Source organism: Pseudarthrobacter sp. NPDC058362, assembly GCF_042723515.1.
Lineage (GTDB): Bacteria > Actinomycetota > Actinomycetes > Actinomycetales > Micrococcaceae > Arthrobacter.
In genome coordinates this window covers 18330-37318 of record NZ_JBHXIW010000004.1, presented here as the reverse complement: position 1 = coordinate 37318, position 18989 = coordinate 18330, and the positions used below count along the sequence as shown (strand labels likewise).

Annotated in this window: 17 protein-coding genes and 2 tRNA genes; 3 read left to right on the top strand and 16 right to left on the bottom strand. The window is 67.6% G+C overall.

Going from position 1 to position 18989, the window contains the following annotated elements; genetic code table 11:
* The 5 genes from ACFWIX_RS09835 to leuC form a co-directional block, all read right to left on the bottom strand.
* On the bottom strand, nt 1-1053 hold the full coding sequence (locus ACFWIX_RS09835; RefSeq protein ID WP_377215943.1) for an NAD(P)H-dependent glycerol-3-phosphate dehydrogenase: 1053 nt from the start codon (nt 1051-1053) through the stop codon (nt 1-3).
* Nucleotides 1050-1805 (bottom strand): lysophospholipid acyltransferase family protein, encoded by a 756-nt coding sequence (locus ACFWIX_RS09830; RefSeq protein WP_377215942.1) that lies wholly within the window; start codon nt 1803-1805, stop codon nt 1050-1052. Before ACFWIX_RS09830 ends, ACFWIX_RS09835 begins: the two co-directional genes overlap by 4 nt.
* A gap of 9 nt (nt 1806-1814) precedes the next feature.
* On the bottom strand, nt 1815-3140 hold the full coding sequence (gene murA, locus ACFWIX_RS09825; protein ID WP_377215941.1) for a UDP-N-acetylglucosamine 1-carboxyvinyltransferase: 1326 nt from the start codon (nt 3138-3140) through the stop codon (nt 1815-1817).
* Between the two features lie 179 nt (nt 3141-3319).
* Nucleotides 3320-3922: a 3-isopropylmalate dehydratase small subunit gene (gene leuD, locus ACFWIX_RS09820; protein ID WP_377215940.1), complete on the bottom strand. Its 603-nt coding sequence runs from the start codon at nt 3920-3922 to the stop codon at nt 3320-3322.
* Between the two features lie 9 nt (nt 3923-3931).
* Nucleotides 3932-5386: a 3-isopropylmalate dehydratase large subunit gene (gene leuC, locus ACFWIX_RS09815; RefSeq protein ID WP_377215939.1), complete on the bottom strand. Its 1455-nt coding sequence runs from the start codon at nt 5384-5386 to the stop codon at nt 3932-3934.
* Between the two features lie 140 nt (nt 5387-5526).
* Between leuC and ACFWIX_RS09810 the strand changes: the two genes are divergently transcribed.
* Entirely contained in the window at nt 5527-6246 is a 720-nt protein-coding gene (locus ACFWIX_RS09810) for an IclR family transcriptional regulator (protein WP_058266868.1), read from the top strand.
* Nucleotides 6247-6288: 42 nt separating this feature from the next.
* Entirely contained in the window at nt 6289-6825 is a 537-nt protein-coding gene (locus tag ACFWIX_RS09805) for a DUF1697 domain-containing protein (RefSeq protein WP_377215938.1), read from the top strand.
* On the opposite strand, the gene ACFWIX_RS09800 is transcribed toward ACFWIX_RS09805, so the two are convergent.
* From ACFWIX_RS09800 to ACFWIX_RS09785, 4 genes are all read right to left on the bottom strand, one after another.
* Nucleotides 6822-8432 (bottom strand): GTPase, encoded by a 1611-nt coding sequence (locus ACFWIX_RS09800; protein ID WP_377215937.1) that lies wholly within the window; start codon nt 8430-8432, stop codon nt 6822-6824. The genes ACFWIX_RS09805 and ACFWIX_RS09800 overlap by 4 nt on opposite strands.
* Nucleotides 8429-10300 (bottom strand): dynamin family protein, encoded by a 1872-nt coding sequence (locus ACFWIX_RS09795; protein WP_377215936.1) that lies wholly within the window; start codon nt 10298-10300, stop codon nt 8429-8431. Before ACFWIX_RS09795 ends, ACFWIX_RS09800 begins: the two co-directional genes overlap by 4 nt.
* 6 nt (nt 10301-10306) lie before the next feature.
* Nucleotides 10307-10382, bottom strand: a tRNA-Glu gene (locus ACFWIX_RS09790).
* A 129-nt stretch (nt 10383-10511) separates the two neighbouring features.
* A tRNA-Gln gene (locus ACFWIX_RS09785) sits at nt 10512-10583 on the bottom strand.
* 300 nt (nt 10584-10883) lie between these two features.
* Here ACFWIX_RS09785 and ACFWIX_RS09780 point away from each other — a divergent pair.
* Entirely contained in the window at nt 10884-12281 is a 1398-nt protein-coding gene (locus ACFWIX_RS09780) for a hypothetical protein (protein WP_377215935.1), read from the top strand.
* Here the strand turns inward: ACFWIX_RS09780 and ACFWIX_RS09775 are convergent.
* From ACFWIX_RS09775 to ACFWIX_RS09745, 7 genes are all read right to left on the bottom strand, one after another.
* A complete protein-coding gene (locus ACFWIX_RS09775; RefSeq protein ID WP_377215934.1) occupies nt 12278-13015 on the bottom strand; it encodes an HAD family hydrolase in 738 nt (245 codons plus the stop codon). The genes ACFWIX_RS09780 and ACFWIX_RS09775 overlap by 4 nt on opposite strands.
* Entirely contained in the window at nt 13015-14529 is a 1515-nt protein-coding gene (gene gltX, locus ACFWIX_RS09770; RefSeq protein ID WP_377215933.1) for a glutamate--tRNA ligase, read from the bottom strand. The genes ACFWIX_RS09775 and gltX overlap by 1 nt, the downstream gene beginning before the upstream one ends.
* 54 nt (nt 14530-14583) lie before the next feature.
* Nucleotides 14584-15360: a fumarylacetoacetate hydrolase family protein gene (locus ACFWIX_RS09765; protein WP_377215932.1), complete on the bottom strand. Its 777-nt coding sequence runs from the start codon at nt 15358-15360 to the stop codon at nt 14584-14586.
* A gap of 5 nt (nt 15361-15365) precedes the next feature.
* Nucleotides 15366-16166, bottom strand: coding sequence for an MBL fold metallo-hydrolase (locus ACFWIX_RS09760; protein ID WP_377215931.1), 801 nt, complete (start codon nt 16164-16166; stop codon nt 15366-15368).
* A gap of 114 nt (nt 16167-16280) precedes the next feature.
* Nucleotides 16281-17393 (bottom strand): branched-chain amino acid aminotransferase, encoded by a 1113-nt coding sequence (locus ACFWIX_RS09755; protein WP_377215930.1) that lies wholly within the window; start codon nt 17391-17393, stop codon nt 16281-16283.
* 101 nt (nt 17394-17494) lie between these two features.
* Nucleotides 17495-18544 carry a 3-isopropylmalate dehydrogenase gene (locus tag ACFWIX_RS09750; protein ID WP_377215929.1) on the bottom strand — a complete coding sequence of 350 codons (1050 nt, stop codon included), beginning with the start codon at nt 18542-18544 and terminating at the stop codon, nt 17495-17497.
* 65 nt (nt 18545-18609) lie between these two features.
* On the bottom strand, nt 18610-18989 hold a 380-nt coding region (locus ACFWIX_RS09745), incomplete at its 5' end, for a hypothetical protein (protein WP_377215928.1).

Sequence of the window (18989 nt, the reverse complement as noted above, 5' to 3'; positions counted from 1 at the left end):
TCAGTAATCGCCTTCAGGTTTCAGTTCCCGGGACAGCAAGGCGGGCCCCAGTTGGTCTACGGATAGTTTTCCGGCCAGGACGGCCACGACGGCGGCGGTGATGGGCATGTCCACCCCCAGCTTGCCGGCCAGCTCATGGACAGCCTGGCCGGACTTGATGCCTTCCGCGGTCTGCGTCATCTGCCGTCCCACTTCCTCCAGGGTGAGGCCCTGGCCCAGCAGGCGGCCGGCGGTGTGGTTACGGGAGAGCGGTGAGGAACAGGTGGCCACCAGGTCCCCGAGGCCGGCCAGCCCTGCCATCGTCTTCGCTTCTCCGCCCAGCGCCAGGGCGAGGCGGGATGTTTCGGCCAGGCCCCGGGTGATCACGGAGGCTTTGGTGTTGTCGCCCATCTGCTTGCCCTCGCAAATGCCTACGGCCAGCGCGATGACGTTCTTCACGATGCCGCCGATTTCCACGCCGACAGTGTCGGTGGTGGTGTACGGGCGGAAGTACGGCGCGGTGCAGCTTCTGGCGATCCAGCCGGCCACGGCCGGGTCGGTGCACGCGACCACGGATGCGGTGGGCTCCTCGCGGGCGATCTCCATGGCCAGGTTGGGTCCGGACACGATGGCGATCCGGTCTGCCGGAAGGCCGAGTTCGGCCGCAATGACCTCGCTCATCCGCGCATCCGTGTCGAGTTCCAGGCCTTTCATGAGCGACACCACCACGGCGCCCGGCGCAATGAAGTCCTTCCACGCCCGCAGCTGCGGGCGCAGGGACTGCGCAGGAACGGCAAGGACAACCAGCTCCGCCCCTGCCAGCACATCCTGCACGTCCGTGGACGCCGTGATGGACGCCGGCAGTGGCACATCTTTCAGGTACTGGGTGTTGAGGTGTGCCGTATTAATCTGCTCGACGACCTCGGGCCGCCGGCCCCAGAGCCTGATAGTGCGGTCGTCGCCTGAGGCCAGGGCCGCGTCAGCAAGGACCTTGGCGAATGTGGTGCCCCAGGAACCGGCGCCCAGGACGGCAACGGAGCGGGCCGAGCCCTGCCGGGCCTGTTCCTGGTTCACTGGGCCCCTGTTCCCGCGCCGGGCCGTTCCGCGCGGCCCGACGTCCCCTGCTGGCGGAAGGGATCCCAGCGTTCAGCCGGTGGTTCTTCGTTCCGCAGGCCTGCAAGCAGTTCAGTAATCGCATCCATGATGACGGCTGTGGCGGCGATGAGGGTTGACTTGTCCAGCGGCTTGCCCGCAAACGCGCTGAGGTCGACGGGGTCGCCCACCACGACCCGGGATTTCTTCCGCGGGAACAGGTGGACCTTCCTGCCGTAGCGCGGCAGGACCTCGTGGGCACCCCAATGAGCGATGGGAACGACGGGGATTCCGCCTTCCAGCGCCAGCCTGGCGGCTCCGGTGTGCCCCTTCATCGGCCACAGGTCGGGGTCCCGCGTCAGGGTTCCTTCGGGGTAGATGATGATCGCGCCGCCCTCGGCAACCACTTCCTGGGCGACCTGCAGCGACCGGTTCGCCCCCGCCGTCGAACGCTCCACCGGAATCTGCTTGGTGGCGCGCAGTAGCGGCCCCAGCCCCGGGACCTTGAACAGGGAGGCCTTCGCCAGGAAGTGCGGCGCACGTTTCTGGTTGTAGAGCAAATGGCCCACTACGAGCGGATCGATCTCCGTGCAGTGGTTGGGCGCGGCGATGAAGCCGCCTGGGGGCAGCTTTTCCGTTCCCGACCATTCCTTGCTCATCAGCAGGTTCATGAGGGGTCGGACCACGGTGGCGATAAACACGAACGTGGCCCTGCTCTTGGCCGATTCCTTCACAGCGTACCGTTACTTCCTGGCCGAGATGTCGAAGTCCGCACCGAGGCCGGCGAGCTTCTCGGTGAACCGCTCGTAGCCGCGGTTGATGATGTCGATGCCGGTGACACGGGAAGTGCCGGTGGCCGCCAGGGCGGCAATGAGGTGGCTGAAGCCGCCCCGAAGGTCCGGAACGTCGATGTCCGTGCCCTTGAGCTGCGTGGGTCCGGAAATGACAGCCGAGTGCAGGAAGTTTCGCTGCCCGAACCGGCACGGGACGCTGCCAAGGCATTCGCGGTGTACCTGGATGCTGGCACCCATCCGGATCAGGGCGTCGGTGAACCCGAACCGGTTTTCGTAGACCGTCTCATGCACGATGGACACGCCTTCGGCCTGGGTCAGTGCCACAACCAGCGGCTGCTGCCAGTCGGTCATGAAGCCGGGGTGCACGTCCGTTTCCAGGACCAGGGGGTTCAACTTGCCGCCGCGGTGGTAGAAGCGGATGCCGTCTTCGCCGATGTCCATGCCGCCGCCCACCTTGCGGTAGGTGTTCAGGAAGGTCATCATGTCGCGCTGGGAGGCGCCTTCCACGAAGATGTCGCCACGGGTCACTAACGCGGCCGAGGCCCAGGAAGCCGACTCGTTACGGTCCGAGAGCGCGCGGTGGTTGTAGCCGCCAAGGTCCCGGACGCCTTCGATGCGGATGGTCCGGTCGGTCTGGACGCTAATGATGGCGCCCATCTTCTGCAGGACGGCGATGAGGTCGATAATCTCGGGCTCGGTGGCGGCGCCGGACAGTTCGGTGATGCCTTCAGCCCGGGTGGCGCTCAGCAGCACCTGCTCGGTGGCGCCCACGGACGGGTAGGGAAGGGAAATTTTGGCTCCATGCAGGCCCTTGGGGGCGGAAATGTGGATGCCGCCGGGGCGCTTTTCGACGACGGCCCCGAACTGGCGCAGGACGTCCAGGTGGTAATCAATCGGCCGGTCGCCGATCTTGCAGCCGCCCAGGTCCGGGATAAAGGCTTCGCCGATGGCATGGATCAGCGGTCCGCAGAGCAGGATGGGAATCCGGGAATCGCCGGCGTGGGCGTCAATGGCGGTACTCGACGCGGTCTTGGCGTGCTTCGGGTCCAGGGTAAGGTCACCGGTGGCCGGGTCCTTGGCGACGGTGACACCGTGCAGCTGGAGCAGGGACGTGACGACTTCGACGTCCTTGATCTCGGGGACGTTGCGCAGCACGGAGGGCTCGTTGCCCAGCAGCGCAGCAACCATCGCCTTGGGGACAAGATTCTTCGCTCCGCGGACACTCACGCGCCCGGCCAGCGGAACGCCGCCGCGGATTGTCAGAACACTACTCATTTACCGGTTTCCTAACGATGACTCGCCCCAAAGATCCTTGCAAAGGCTCCAACCAAGCATAGGAGGTCGTGTTACCGAACCGAAATAAGCCCCGCCCGCGGACGGTCGTGGCGGCCTGCCGCGAGCCGCAGCCGCCCGGCATCCATCACCGCGGGCGGCCAGGTGAAGCCCGGTGAGGCTCAGGAATGGCGTGCCGGCAGGGTGGTGGGCATGAAGGAAGGCCGACGGGATTCGTAGGCCGTGATATCCGCCTCATGCTGGAGGGTCAGGCCGATGTCGTCCAGTCCTTCGAGCAGGCGCCAGCGGGTGTAGTCGTCGATCTCGAAGGGCGCCACGATGTTGCCGCACACCACGGTCTTGGACTGCAGGTCCACCGTGACCTCGGTTCCGGGCGCGTTTTCGAGTTCCTTCCAGATGAGTTCGATGTCGTCCTGGGCCACCTGCGCAGCGAGCAGGCCCTGCTTGCCCGAGTTGCCCCGGAAAATATCGGCGAACCGGGATGACAGGACTGCCTTGAATCCGTAGTCCTTCAGAGCCCACACTGCGTGTTCCCGGGAGGAACCGGTGCCGAAGTCCGGCCCGGCCACCAGGACGGACCCTGCATTGAACGGCGCCTGGTTCAGGATGAAGGACGGGTCCTTCCGCCATGCGGAGAACAGGGCGTCCTCGAAGCCGGTCCGGGTGATGCGCTTCAGGTATACGGCCGGGATGATCTGGTCCGTGTCGACGTTGCTCTGGCGCAGCGGGACGCCGATGCCGGTGTGGGTGGTGAATCTTTCCATGGCTGTGTCCTAGGCTGCGTCGGTACGGATGGCGGCGGGTTCGGGTGCCGGTTCAAGGTCCGACGGCGAGCTCAGCGTGCCGCGGACAGCAGTAGCGGCGGCCACGACTGGAGAGACGAGGTGCGTGCGGCCGCCCTTGCCCTGGCGTCCTTCGAAGTTGCGGTTCGATGTCGAGGCGCAGCGCTCCCCCGGCTCCAGCTGGTCCGGATTCATGCCCAGGCACATGGAACAGCCTGCGAACCGCCATTCGGCGCCGAATTCCTTGAAGACGCGGTCCAGGCCCTCAGCCTCGGCCTCAAGCCGGACCCGGGCAGAACCGGGGACTACCAGCATGCGGACCTGGGGGTCCTTCTGCCGGCCCCGGATGATGTCCGCAGCAGCGCGCAGGTCCTCGATGCGGGAGTTGGTGCAGGAACCCAGGAAGACGGTGTCCACCCGGATGTCCTTCATGGGCGTGCCGGCCTGGAGGCCCATGTACTGCAGGGCACGCTCGGCCGCAGCCTTGGCGTTCTCGTCGCCGAAGTCCTCCGGCGACGGGACAGCCTCGGACAGCGAGACGCCCTGGCCGGGGTTCGTACCCCAGGTGACGAACGGTTCCAGCGTGTCGGCATCCAGGTCCACCTGTGCGTCGAACGTGGCGTCGTCGTCGGTCCTCAGGGTGTTCCAGTACTCGACGGCGGCATCCCACTCAGCGTCTTCGGGGGCGTGCGGACGGCCCTTCATATACGCGTAGGTGGTCTCGTCCGGCGCCACCATGCCCGCGCGGGCGCCGGCCTCGATGGACATGTTGCAGATGGTCATCCGGGCTTCCATGGACAGCGCCCGGATGGCTGATCCGCGGTATTCCAGGACGTAGCCCTGCCCGCCCCCGGTTCCGATCTTGGCGATGACGGCCAGGATGATGTCCTTGGCGGTGACGCCGGAGCGGAGGGTTCCTTCGACGTTGATGGCCATGGTCTTGAACGGCTTCAGGGACAGGGTCTGGGTCGCCATGACGTGCTCCACCTCGGAGGTACCGATCCCCATGGCCAGGGCGCCAAACGCGCCGTGCGTGGAGGTGTGCGAATCACCGCAGACAACGGTCATGCCGGGCTGCGTGAGGCCAAGCTGGGGGCCCACCACGTGGACGATGCCCTGCTCCGCGTCGCCCAGGCTGTGCAGGCGGACGCCGAACTCCGCACAGTTGTTGCGCAGCGTCTGGATCTGGGTGCGGCTGGTGATGTCAGCGATCGGCTTGTCGATATCCAGGGTGGGAGTGTTATGGTCCTCCGTGGCGATGGTGAGGTCCGGGCGCCGCAACGGGCGTCCCGCCAGCCGCAGTCCCTCGAACGCCTGGGGCGACGTGACTTCGTGGACCAGGTGCAGGTCGATGAAGAGAAGGTCGGGCTGGGCATTGGCTCCATCGCCGTCGCCTTTGCGCACCACGTGTGCGTCCCAGACCTTCTCGGCCAATGTCTTTGCCATGGCCAGCTCCCTTCCCCGCGATTGAACAGAGTCCCGTTTAAACCGAGTTCCGTTTGATTAGTCCTACTGAAGCAGGGCGGCTCCGCGCTGCGCCAGCCGAAAGATTTGCATCTCAGATATTGAGACGGCAATATCATTACATGGACAATTCTAGTGGAGTCGGTGTCATTGATAAAGCGGCCCAGGTGCTCGATGCGCTTGAAGCCGGACCGACCACCCTCGCGCAACTCGTAGCAGCAACCGGACTCGCCCGGCCCACTGTCCACCGCCTCGCCCTCGCCCTGGTCCACCACCGCCTGGTCAGCCGCGACATCCAGGGCCGCTTTGTCCTGGGCAGCCGGCTCGTCGAACTGGCCTCCGCTGCAGGCGAGGACCGCCTGATCGCCTCCGCCGGCCCGGTCCTCATGCAGCTGCGCGACGCCACCGGCGAAAGCGCCCAGATCTTCCGCCGCCAGGGTGACTGGCGGGTGTGCGTTGCGTCCGCCGAGCGCCCCATCGGCCTGCGCGACACCATCCCCGTTGGTACCCAACTGTCCATGAAGGCCGGCTCAGCCGCCCAGGTATTGCTCGCGTGGGAGGACCACGACCGCCTGCTCGAAGGCCTGCAGGCGGCCCGCTTCACGCCTACCGTCCTGGCGGGCGTACGACGGCGGGGCTGGGGACAGAGCCTCGGCGAACGTGAGCCGGGGGTCGCCTCAGTCTCGGCACCGGTGCGCGGACCCTCCGGCCGGGTGATCGCCGCCGTTTCAATCTCAGGCCCCATCGAGCGCCTGACCCGGCAGCCGGGCAGGCTCCATGCCGAAGTGGTGTGCAACGCCGGCCGAATCCTCACCGAGGCACTGCGCAAGAACAACGACTAACTGCTACGCGGGATGGTACGGGGGCAGCGTTACCCTGATGGCATGGGTAGCTACGCAGTATTCCTCCGTGGCATCAACGTGGGCGGGATCAACATCACAATGGCCGACCTCCGCCGCGCGCTGCAGGACTGCGGCTTTGCGGATGCGAAAACAGTCCTGGCCACCGGAAACGCCGTGCTGAACAGTAGCCTGGACGCCGCGGGCGTGAAGCGGGAGGCGGAGAAATGCCTGCGCGGTGCCTTTGGCTACGAAGCCTGGGTGGTGGTGCTGGACGCGGCCCGCGTGGCCGAACTGGTGGGCGCCTGCCCCTACCCGGCTGACGACAAGGCCACGCACACCTACATCACGCTCTCCTCCGATCCCGCCGTGCTGGACGAACTCGAGGCCGCCGGCTCAGGCCTTGAGGCAACGACGCTGCAGCGGCTGGGCCCGGCGGCCCTGGCGTGGCTGGCGCCGGCGGGCGGGACCCTGGCCAGCCCATTCAGCAAGCTTTCGGCCAAGGCAAAGTACAAGGCTGCCACCACCACCCGTAACCTGCGGACCCTCATCAAGGTCCGCGATGCAGCTGCAGCGCTTTAGCGCGCCGCCTCCAGCGCGGCGTTGAAGGCCTGGAGCCTGCGCACCTCGGCGTCCACGGGTTCGACCACAAGCTCCCCGGCGACCTTTGCGACGGCCGCGTGCAGCCGCCGTCGTGCCTTGCGGGCACGCGAACGAGCTGCTGCCCCGGCAATGAAGCGCCCGGAGAGTGCAAGGACGATGCCCAACACCACTCCCAGCACGATCATCAGGGTAGGCACAGGCCAGCCCTCCACCAGTGGCACCTCCGGAACGGGAAGCTGCAGGTACCCGAGTCCGGCGAGGACGCCGAGCCAGCCGAGGCCGCCCAGGACCGTCATCAGTGCCAGCCACTGCACCACGTTGAAGACCTGCCACCACCAGGACCGGCGGTTGGCAGCGAGGTCCGTGCCCGCGATGGCCTGGTCCAGTGCATCGGGCAGGCGTTCCCGGCCTTCCCTGGCAGCGCCGCGGATCGCCGCACGCCAGGGTCCCGGTGCGCCGGCGCTGGCAGCATCGGCGAAGTCGCGCACGGCGGCGTCCGCCCTGGCGCGCTCCGGTGCGCCGGCCGCCGGAAGCGAGCTCCGGTTCAGCTCGGCCGGCGCGTTGCTGCGGAGGTTGAGCCGGCGCAGTGGGTCCGGCCTGAAGCGGGACAGCCAGCGCGTCACCGGCCAGCCGGTCCTCCTGGTGGCCTCAAGCCGGTAGGAAGCCGCTACTGCACGGACCACCACAGGCACGTTGGCCGCCGTCGCCAGCTCGTCTGCGAGCCGGGACCTGGAGGCCGCCTTGATACCGGCGGCCTCGCCGTCACCGGAGGCCTTCCCCAATAGCTCTGCAGCCCTGGTGACATCCGCGGCAAGCCGCTGGGCTTGCGCTTTTCGTTGCACGGCTGCCCGCCGGATGGCCGTCCGGACGTCCTGGACCCCTGTGCCAGTCAGCGCGGAAGCCGCCATGATTTGGACCCCCGGCAGCCCGTCCCGGGCCAGAATGCCGCGCAGCGATGCAAGGACCGGCTGGACGTCCTGCCCGGGCAGGCGGTCCACCTGGTTCAGGACCACCATGGTCACAGCGCCGTGGGAGGCCAACGGGGCCAGGAAATCCTGGTGCACCGCGGCGTCCGCGTACTTTTGCGGGTCCAGCACCCACACCAGCACATCCACCAGGCCCACCATGCGCCGGACCACTTCGCGGTTCGCTTCCCTGGTCGAATCGAAGTCCGGGAGGTCCAGCAGGATGAGCCCGGTGTCTCCGTCAGCGAAGCCGTCCACCGGTGCGGCATGATGGCGCTGGCGCACCTCCAGCCAGTCAAGCAGGGGCTCGCTGCCTGCGCTGCCCCAGACCCCCGCCAAAGGTTCCGACGTCGTGGGGCGGCGGGCGGCCGCCGTCGCAATTTCCGCCCCGCTGACGGCGTTGAAAAGTGAAGACTTGCCGCTGCCGGTGGCACCAAAGAATCCCACCACGGTGTGGTCCCCGGACAGGGAACGGCGTGAACTGGCACGTTCCAGTACTTCAAGGACGCCGTCGAGCGCTTCGTCCGGGAGCACCCCTCCCCCGAGCTCGCGGGCGTCATTCAGGGCCTCCAGGCGGCGATCCAGGCGGGTGGTTTCCCTGGCGCCGCTGTGGCGGCTCATGCTGCTGCCGCCAACCGGGCGAGCGCCGACGCCTGCGCTGACAGGGCGCCGGCTACCTTGGGGTCACCGGCCGGCAGGAGGGTGAGGAACCTCTGCTTCTCCCCGTCCAGGAGCCGGCGGCAGCGGACCGCCAGGTCGTCCCGGGCCGTCGCTGCCATCCTGCGGACTGCGTCCTCGCCGAAGACGGCCTCCAGGAGCCTCTGGCCCACCACGGCGGTCCCACCGGCAATGCCGATTTCCAGCCCCGTGAGCCCAGCGGTCATGGAGAACACGACGATCATGAGTGCAGCGCCGAGGCCGTTGACGCCAAAGGACAGCCAGCGCGCCTGGGTGCGCTTACCCTGTCCCTCGGTCCGGATCAGTTCCATCAGTCCCGCCTGCCAGCCGCGGATCTCGGCAGCTGCCTGTTCAGCGAACCCGGGGCCTGCGCCCGAGAGGTCCGCCGTGCCCAGCAGGTTCCGACCGGCCGGGTCCGACCGCCAGCGCTGGTCTGTCTCTTCCGCCGCGGTTGCCGCTTCGTCAAGGATGACGGCCTGGAGCCCGGTCTCGATGGCGGTTTCCACCTTCACCGCGGGCGTCGGTTCACCCCGGAAGAAGGCACCGAGCCGGTCGCGGAACCGGCCCACGTTCTGCTCGAGCGCCCGGAAGAACTCCCCGGTGCCCACGAAATCCTGCCAGCGTGCCAGCACTTCGCCTCGGAGCAGCGCGCCGTCTCTGGTCGCCTCCATAATCCTCCGGACGGCATCGCCATAGGCGGCGGTTGCATCCGCTTCGAGGCTGGCCGCAGCCGCCTCCTGCTGCTCAAGTGCCCCGGCGACGCCGGTCACCCTTTCCGCCAGGGCCCGGACAGCCCCGTTGAGGGTGCGTCGGGCAACATCGGAACGGCCGACGGCGTCCGCGGCCAGTTCCTCCAACCACATTCGGAGGGGGCGCGCAGCATCCGGAGGCAGCATCCCCGCCGGACCGAGGGCGGTCTCGTGGACGACGAACAGCTGAGCCCCGCCCAGCCCCTCACGGTCCAGGAGTCCGCGCAGGTCGGCACTGACCTCTTCCTCGGCGCCCGGCGGGACCCGGTCCAGCACGATCGCCACCATGATGTCGCGGGAGGCGGCGTCAACGAGCAGCTTCCATGGCACGGCATCCGCATACCGGTTCGCCGTGGTGACGAAGACCCAAAGGTCTGCAGCGGCGAGCAGTTGACCGGCCAGCCTCCGGTTTTCATCGGAGATTGAGTCCACGTCCGGCGCGTCGAGGATGGCAACCCCGGCGGGGACCGCAGGTTCGGCCAGCAGGATCAGGGACGACGCCGCGGCCTCCTCCGCGGGGACGTCGCCGCCGGGCAGCCGGCCGCTGTCCAGGCTTCCGCGGATGCGGCTGAGTCCCGGCAACACGCGCTGGCCCTCGAACCAGTTTCCCTCGGCAGGGTGATGCAGGAGGATCGGCTGGCGGGTGGTGGGCCGGATAGCACCCGCCCGCGTGACTGGATGGCCTGCCAGGGCATTGACCAGCGTGGACTTTCCGGCGCCCGTGGAACCGCCGACGACGGCCAGCAACGGCGCGTCCAGGCTGCGGTAACGGGGCAGGATGTAGTCGTCCAGCTGCGCCGCGGCTGCAGCGGCCTCCCGCCTGGCCTGCTCCGACCCGGGCAGGGCCAGGGGAAGCTCAACAGCGCGGAGCCCTGCGCGCACGTCTTCAAGGAGCTCCACTGCGGCGGCGCTGCGGCGGTCCGGTTGGGATGGCTGCTCCGGCTGGTGGTGCGGGCCCGGCCCGTTCTGAGACGTCACATGTTCATCATGCCAGTTCAGTCCGGCGGGCGACCGGGAGTTGCCGGAAAACAAAAATGGCCCCGGGCGTCTGCCCGGGACCATTTTCGATGGTGACCCCAGCGGGATTCGAACCCGCGTTACCGCCGTGAGAGGGCGGCGTACTAGGCCGCTATACGATGGGGCCGTGTACTTTCGCCAGCGTTTCCGCCGGTCAAGCTCAGTGATTGTTTCACACACTTTGCTCTAGTTTCAAATCGGCGAACCGCTTGAAACTGCCCTGTTTTGCAGCCGGATGGTGGCTGTAAACCAAGCGCTGGGATACCAGGACTCGAACCTAGAATGACGGTACCAGAAACCGTAGTGTTGCCAATTACACCATATCCCAATGGCACTTTCGGGCCGGTTTTCAGGGTATTTGCCCCGCTCCGTGCGCCTCAGCACGAGAAATTACTTTACCCGAGACTTTGGGCTTTGCACAAATCGGCATGCCCCGGGCTCAGGCCGGGCCCTTCGCTGGCTTGGTCCGACAGCAGAGGGCGCTTGCCATATCCCGGCAGCTAAGTTTACTCTCGGTAGGTTACTGATGGGTAACCAACTTTGTCCGGCGATTGACAGTCCCATGCCCGCCGGGGAAGGACAGTCTGCGGCACTGCTGCCGTCGGCTCCACTGCCGAGAGGAACAACCGTGACACAAAGCCGTGCCACCCGGATACACCTTTTCCAGTCCCGCGCCCAGCGCGTCGCCATCGCCGTTCTGGCCCTGCTTCTGATCGCCCTGCTGGCGTTCTACAGCCTGGTCACCTCGCGCATTACTGACGGCTCCAGCCAGCTCAGGGATGGAGCCAGTAAGGCATCGTCAGGAGCCGCGCAGCTCAAAAACGGGGCCGAGAAGCTGGCCACTGGGGCAGGCCTGGCGGATACCGGCGCAGGCAAACTGTCCGCGGGCGCGGCGAAAATCCACGCCGGCATCAGCCAGAAACTGGCCCCCGGAGCAGACAGGCTCCAGGCCGGCGCGCGGAACCTGGCCACCGGCGCCGCCAAGATCCAGGCCGATGTCAACAACAAGCTCGCACCAGGCGTCTACAAAGTGGACGACGGCGCCCAAAGACTCGCGGCCGGCGCCCGGCAGTTGTCGGCCGCCCTCACCCCGACCCCCTCGGGTGCCGCACCAAACAACCTGGCCGACGGTGCCACCCAGCTCGATGCCGGCGCAGCGCGCCTGGCCGACGGCGCAGTGGCACTGTCAGCCGGCACGGACCAGCTTAAGGGCTACCCGGGAGTCAACGGCGATCCCGCCGCGGGAACCGGAACGGCAGCCCTGCTGCAGGCCCTGGAGCTGCTCCAATCCGCCGCCCAGGACCCGGTCCAGGGCCTGGTTCCGCTCTCCGTGGTCAAGGACAAGATTGCCGCGATCACCGACGGCGCGCGGAGGCTGGACGCAGGCGCATCCCGTCTGCAGGCCGGCGCGGGGCAGCTTGAAGCGGGTGCAGGCCAGCTTCATGCCGGCACAGGAAAGCTCACCGATGGTTTCGCCACCCTCGCCGGGAGGCTGAACGGCACGGATCCCGCCAGCCCGGGCCTGGTCCTTGGTATCGAGCTTCTTGCCGACGGCACCGCCAAGATCCGGACGGGGATGGACGGCGTTCCGGGGAATCCCGAGCGGCCCGGCCTGATCAAGGCTTCCGCCCGCATGACCGACGGCACTGCGCGGCTGGCCGAGAGCACGGCAGCATTGAACGCCGGTATCAAGGGCGATCCGGCAGATCCGGACAACCCCGGGTTGCTCCGCGGGTCGCAGGCGCTCGCGGCAGGCGCCTCGGATCTGTCCACCGGCAACACGAAACTGGCGGCCGGCTCGGTCCAGTTGTCCAGCGGCGCCGGAAAGCTGGCCGCCGGCAACGCCCAGATCGCAGAGGGGACGGACAAGCTGTATTCGGGGGCTGCGGCGGTGACGCCGGCAGCCGTGCTGGAACGCTCCGGCCGGCCGCTCGCTCCGTGGGTGGTGGGCGGCGTCGGATCCGTGATCATCCTGCTGGCAGCCCTGGCTGTCCGCCAGCGCCGCCGGCCGTCGGCCGGGGCCTAAGCGAGGAGCCCGGGCAGGGAGGCGACCATTCCGCCGTCGTACCCCTGCCCCGACTCCCCCGTCCGGTTAAGCCAGACGCCCAGCAAGCCAGCCGCCGTCGACCCTTCCGCGTCGAGGAGGCGGTTATCGCCGACGTAGAGCGTGGCGCCGGGTTCGGTGCCCAGCAGCCTGACGCCCTCGAGGTAGATGGCGGGGTCTGGCTTGGCCACGCCGACGGTGTCCGTCCCAACCAGCCGCGTGACCCGCTCCAGGCCGGCGCTGTCCAGCTTGGCCCGCTGGTAGTCGTGCACGTTGTTGCTCACGGCGCCGTACGGTATGCCAGCAGCATCCAGCAGATCCAAGAACGGCAGGACGTCAGGAAACGGCTTGACGTAGGCGGGCTGCTTTTCCATGTAGGCGTTGAGCCACCGGTGGGATTCTTCGCCCTCGCCGAGTTCCACGCCGAAGTGCCCCAGCGCCGCACGGCCGCGCAGCAGCCGCTGCTCGTTGAAGGTCAGCTCGCCGGCCAGGTAGCGGTCGTAGTAGTGCGTGGTTTCGTGCGTGAAGATGCGGCCGAACCGTGCCCACCCGGCCTGGTCCAGGCCCGGCAGCAGGTGTTCGCTGACCTCGCGGAGGGCGGTGGTCATGGCGTATTCGAGATCAACAAGCGTGTCGTCAATGTCGAACAGGACGCCGTGGACCGCGCCAAAGGGGGTCTGCAGCACGGAGCCGGGCATCTGGCTGGTGGCAGTCATCAGCCGCGGAAGGCGCGGAGCCGGGCGAGGGAGGACTCCTTACCCAGGATCACCATGGACTCGAACAGCGGGGGCGAAATCCTGCGGCCTGATACGGCGGTGCGGACCGGGCCGAACGCGAGGCGGGGCTTGAGGCCAAGGTCCTCCACGAGCGCCTGCTTGAGCGCGGACTGGAGGTTCTCGGCAGTCCAGTCCTCCTCCGGCTCCAGGGCGGCGATAGCCGCGTCAAGCACCTCGTCGAGGTTTTCGGGCAGGCCCTTGCGTGCATCATCGGCGACATCCACGGCGTTGTCGGCCTTGAACAGGAATGCCAGCATCTCGGGGGCCTCGCCCAGGAGGGTGATGCGTTCCTGGACCAGCGGAGCCGCCTCGGTGAGGATCTCTTCCTGCCGGTCCGTGAGGATCTCCCCCACCAGGTCCGCCGCCCGCAGGTAGGGGACCAGGCGTTCCCGGAACACCTCCGGCGCCAGCATGCGGACATGCGTGCCGTTGATCGCCTCGGCCTTCTTCAGGTCGAAGCGCGCAGGGTTGCCCAGCACGTCATGGATGTCGAAATGCTCCACCAGCTGTTCAACGGTGAAGATGTCCTCGTCCGCGCTGAGCGACCAGCCCAGGAGCGACAGGTAGTTCAGCAGGCCCTCAGGGATGAAGCCCCGCTCCCGGTGCAGGAAGAGACTCGATTCGGGGTCGCGCTTCGAAAGCTTCTTGTTTCCCTGGCCCATGACGTACGGCAGGTGGCCGAACTCCGGCATGTATTCTGCAACGCCCACGGCGTACAGTGCCCGGTACAAGGCAATCTGCCGCGGGGTGGAGCTGAGCAGGTCCTCACCCCGCAGGACGTGGGTGATGCCCATGAGGGCGTCATCCACGGGGTTGACCAGCGTGTACAGCGGCGCGCCGTTGGCCCGCACCACGGCGAAGTCAGGCACGGACCCCGCCTTGAAGGTGATGTCGCCGCGGACCAGGTCCGTGAAGGTGATGTCCTCGTCAGGCATCCGGAGCCGCAGCACAGCGTGGCGGCCCTCGGCCTTGAACTGGGCGAGCTGTTCCTCCGTCAGGTGGCGGTCGAAGCCGTCGTAGCCGAGCTTGGGATCGCGGCCGGCGGCACGGTGACGGGCTTCGATCTCCTCCGGGGTGGAGTAGGACTCGTAGATGAATCCGCCGTCCCGCAGCCGCTGGATGACGTCCTGGTAGATGCCGCTGCGCTGGGACTGGCGGTACGGCTCATGCGGGCCGCCCACCTCAACACCCTCGTCCCAGTCGATGCCCAGCCACTTCAGCGCATCCAGGAGCTGGTGGTAGCTTTCCTCGCTGTCGCGGGCCGAATCGGTGTCCTCGATCCGGAACACCATGGTGCCCTTGGTATGCCGGGCGTACGCCCAGTTGAACAGCGCCGTGCGGATCAGCCCGACGTGCGGGGTTCCGGTGGGCGACGGGCAGAACCGGACGCGGACCGGGGTCTCCGCGGTAACGGGCGGGATGGAGGCAGCAGGCGACGGGGAAGCGATAGTCATAGTGGCTTCAACTTTACCGCCTGCATGCCTCCGCTCTTCGCGCGCCCGGCGTCCCTAGCGGCGGACAATCGGGTTGGACAGCCGCCCGATTCCCTCGATCTCCACCTCGAAGCGGTCCCCCGCGCTGACCAGTCCAACCCCGGCCGGGGTGCCGGTCATGATGACATCGCCGGGCAGCAGCGTGAAGGCCTGCGACACGATGGACACAATTTCGCGGACTCCGCGGATCATCTGGCTGGTGCTGCCGTCCTGGCGCAGTTCGCCGTTCAGCCGGCCCTGGATGTGAAGGTCCTCGGTGTCCAGGTCGGTTTCGATCCAGGGGCCCAGGGGGGCGGAGGTGTCGAAGCCCTTGGCGCGGGCCCACTGCAGGTCGGTTTTCTGGACGTCGCGGGCGGTGAGGTCGTTGCCGCACGTGTAGCCGAAGATCACATCATCCACACGGTCTTCGGGGACGTCCTTGCAGATACGTCCGATGACCACGCACAGTTCGGCCTCGAAGGAGACTTCCTCGGAGAACTCGGGCAGGACCACCGGGTCGTTCGGGCCCACCACGGAGGTGTTCGGCTTCAGGAAGAGCAGCGGCTGCGCCGGCACGTCGTTGCCCAGCTCGCGGGCATGTTCCACGAAGTTGCGGCCGACGCCCACCACCTTGCTGCGCGGAATGATCGGAGCCAGCAGGCGAACGTCTTCGAGCTTGTGGCGGACGGAGGTGCGCTCCACGCCATTAAAGAACGGGTCGCCGTGGATGACAGTGATTTCCTCACTGCCCGGCTCGCCTTCCACAATGCCGTAGAGGGGATCGGAATCGACTACAAACCTGGCAATACGCATGGCTCCTACCCTACCGTCCCGCTTTCGCTGCGCAGGTAGTGAAGCTGGGCCGCGACCGACGTTTCAGCCGCGCGCCTGACTGAACGTCCGACGTCGGCATACACGGCGTCGGTGACCTCACCCACGGACGCGTCCCGGCCCAGCCGGCCCAGGACAGCGCGGATCTGCACCAGGCGATCCTCCCGGTGGCGGAGGTAGTCCCGGGCACTACCTTCAAGCGACGGCAGCGGCGGACCGTGGGCGGGCAGGACTGCCGCCGGCCCCAGCCGCTCCAGGCGGGCCAGCGTGGCCAGGTAGTCGCCCAGCGTCCCATCCGGATAATCCAGCATAGTGGTGCCGCGCCCCAGGATCGTATCGCCGGTCAGCACGGAGCCCGCAGGGCCGTCATCCGGGAGGTGGAAGCACATCGAATCGGAGGTGTGGCCCGGGGCGGGAACCACCGCGATCTCCAGCCCGGCGGCCTGGATGCGTTCCCCCGCCGCCAGCAGCGGGCCGCCGTGGCAATGCGCGGGATCAGCGGCACGGACGGGCGCGCCGGTCAGTTCGTGGAGCCGGGGCGCCCCGGCGGTGTGGTCCGCGTGGCGGTGGGTAATGAGGATGAGCTCCACCGGGCCGGCCCCGGCAAGGGCCTGCAGATGTGTTTCATCCGCCGGGCCGGGGTCCACCACCACCGCGGTGGGGTGTCCGGGAGCCCGCACAACGTACGAGTTGGTCCCCTCCAGGCTCATGGGGCCCGGGTTCGGTGCAAGGATGTAGCCAGCGGACGGTGTGGCCCGCCGCAGGGCCGGAGTCGGTGCAGTGCTCACCAGGCAATCCTCCCAAATTAAGCGCAATGCGGGGTCACTTCGGCCGTCCCGGCCACCGGGAAGCGGCAGGAGTGACCCCGCATTGCTTGGGATAGCTTGAGTTGCCTGGGACAGCTAGACCAGGCGGGTGAGCCAGCCGTGGGTGTCCGGGTACGTCCCGGTCTGGATGCCCAGCAGGCGCTCGCGGATGGCCATGGTCGTCTCCCCGGCCTTGGCGTCTTCGGATCCGATGAACTCGGTGGCGTCCTTGAGCACGCCGATGGGCGTGATGACGGCGGCGGTCCCGCAGGCGAACACCTCGGCGATGTCGCCGGAGGCAACCCCCTCGCGCCACTCGTCGAGGGTGATCTTGCGTTCGGCGACCTCCCGGCCCATGTCCTGGGCCACCTGGATGACGGACATGCGCGTGACGCCCTCGAGGATGGTCCCGCTGAGCGCCGGCGTCACGAGCGAGCCGTCCTTCATGACGAAGAAGACATTCATGCCGCCGAGCTCTTCAACAGCGTTGTCGTTGAACTGGTCCAGGAAGAGCACCTGCTTGCAGCCGTTGGCCTCGGCCTCCTGCTGGGCGATGAGCGAGGCGGCGTAGTTGCCGCCGCACTTGGCAGCACCGGTACCGCCGCGGCCGGCGCGGGCATACTCTCGGGAGATCCAGATGGACACGGGCTTCAGCTCGCCGCCGAAATAGTTGCCTGCCGGTGAGGCGATGACGCGGAAGGAAACCTCGCGGGCGGCCCGGACGCCCAGAAACGCCTCGGTGGCGATCATGAACGGGCGCAGGTACAGTGCTTCGCCGTCGCCGGAGGGAACCCATTCCTTGTCGGCGGCCACGAGTTCGCGGATGGCGCCAAGGAAGTACTCGGCCGGCAGTTCAGGCAGGGCGATCCGCCGGGCGGACTTGTTCAGCCTGGCCGCGTTTGCTTCCGGACGGAACGTCCAGATGGAGCCGTCCGCGTGCCGGTAGGCCTTGAGCCCCTCGAAAATCTCCTGCCCGTAGTGCAGGACGGCCGCCGAAGGGTCAAGCGTAATGGGTCCGTAGGCCTCGACCCGGGGGTTGTGCCAGCCGCCGTTGCCGTTCTCGTCCACGCTGTAGTCGACGATTGCGGTGTGGTCGGTGAAGTGGTTGCCAAATCCCGGGTTCGCCAGGATGGCTGCACGCTCTTCGGCGGACTTCGGGTTGGCCGAAGGCAGCTGGGTGAATTCGACGCCAGGGGCAGTCTGAGTCATGGTTCCTCCACGATCGGCCGCCGGCGGTTCAGCGCTGAACGGCGGGCGGCATTTGGTGATTCGAGACAAGCTTACGCCCGTTGCCGCACGCGTTCGTACGGTCAGAGCCCGGCTGCGATCGCGTCGCCCACCTGGGCGGTCGTACGCGCAGCACCGGTCCGGCTTTCGACGTCGGCACTCACTGCCGCTTCGATCTTCTGCGCAGCTGCGGAGTAGCCCAAGTGGTCCAAAAGGAGCGCCGCGGACAGGATTGCCGCCGTCGGATCCGCTTTGCCCTGGCCGGCGATGTCCGGAGCCGATCCGTGGACCGGCTCGAACATCGACGGTGCGGTGCGGTCCATGTTGATGTTGCCTGATGCGGCCAGTCCGATGCCCCCGGTGATGGCGGCTGCGAGGTCCGTGAGGATGTCGCCGAAGAGATTGTCGGTAACGATCACGTCGAACCGGGACGGCTCGGTGACCATGAAGATGGTGGCGGCGTCAACGTGCAGGTAGTCGTGCGTGACCTCGGGGAACTCCTGGGCCACGGCCTCGACGGTGCGCTTCCACAGGTGGCCGGCGTAGACCAGGACGTTGTGCTTGTGGACCAGTGTGAGGTGCTTGCGCTCCCTGGCGCTGGCGCGGCGGAAGGCATCACGGACCACGCGCTCCACGCCGTGCGCGGTGTTCAGGGACACTTCGGTGGCCACCTCGTGCGGGGTGCCGGCGCGAAGGCTGCCTCCGTTGCCCACGTAAGGGCCCTCTGTCCCTTCGCGCACCACAATGAAATCGATGGTGCCGGGGTTGGCCAGCGGACTGCCCACCGTGCCGTACAGCCGTGAGGGGCGGAGGTTCACATAGTGGTCCAGGCTGAAGCGGAGCTTGAGCAGCATCTCGCGCTCAATGATGCCTGAAGGAATGCGGGTATCGCCGGGGGCCGCGCCCACCGCGCCGAAGAGGATGGCGTCCCGGGTGCGGAGGTCCCCCAGGACCTCATCCGGCAGCGTTTCGCCCGTTTCCAGCCAGTGCTCGGCGCCGAGCTTGTAGTGGGTCTGCTTGAGCTCGACACCCTCCGCGGCCACCGCCTTCTCCAGGATTTTGACGGCCTCGGCGATAACCTCCGGCCCGATGCCGTCGCCGGGAATGACTGCAAGATCAATGGAAGCGCTCATAATTTCAGGGTAGCCAACTGATCCATATGCTGGGCAATCCGTCTCAGGATGCGGGAGGACCCTCTCTACGTGCCACTGGTGCGCCGCCGCCCCCACCGCATGGTCGTACGGGTAGCCACCGCCGAGCAGGCGAGGAGCAGGACGGCCAGGCCAGCCATTAGGGGAGCGGCGGAAGGCGAAACAGCCGCCGCAGTCTGGACACCGTACCCTGGGTTTCTGCCAGCGAGGCCCCCGGACAAAGCCTGCGGGCCGGCCTGTGTGATGGCCACGCCGGATGGTTCCCGCTCCGAGGAGGGCATCCGGCCGGACTCCACCGGCACCTCAACCACCGGACCCGGCTCCACCGGCACCACCGGCACCTCAACCACCGGACCCGGCTCCACCGGCACCACCGGCACCTCAACCACCGGACCCGGCTCCACCGGCACCACCGGCACCTCAACCA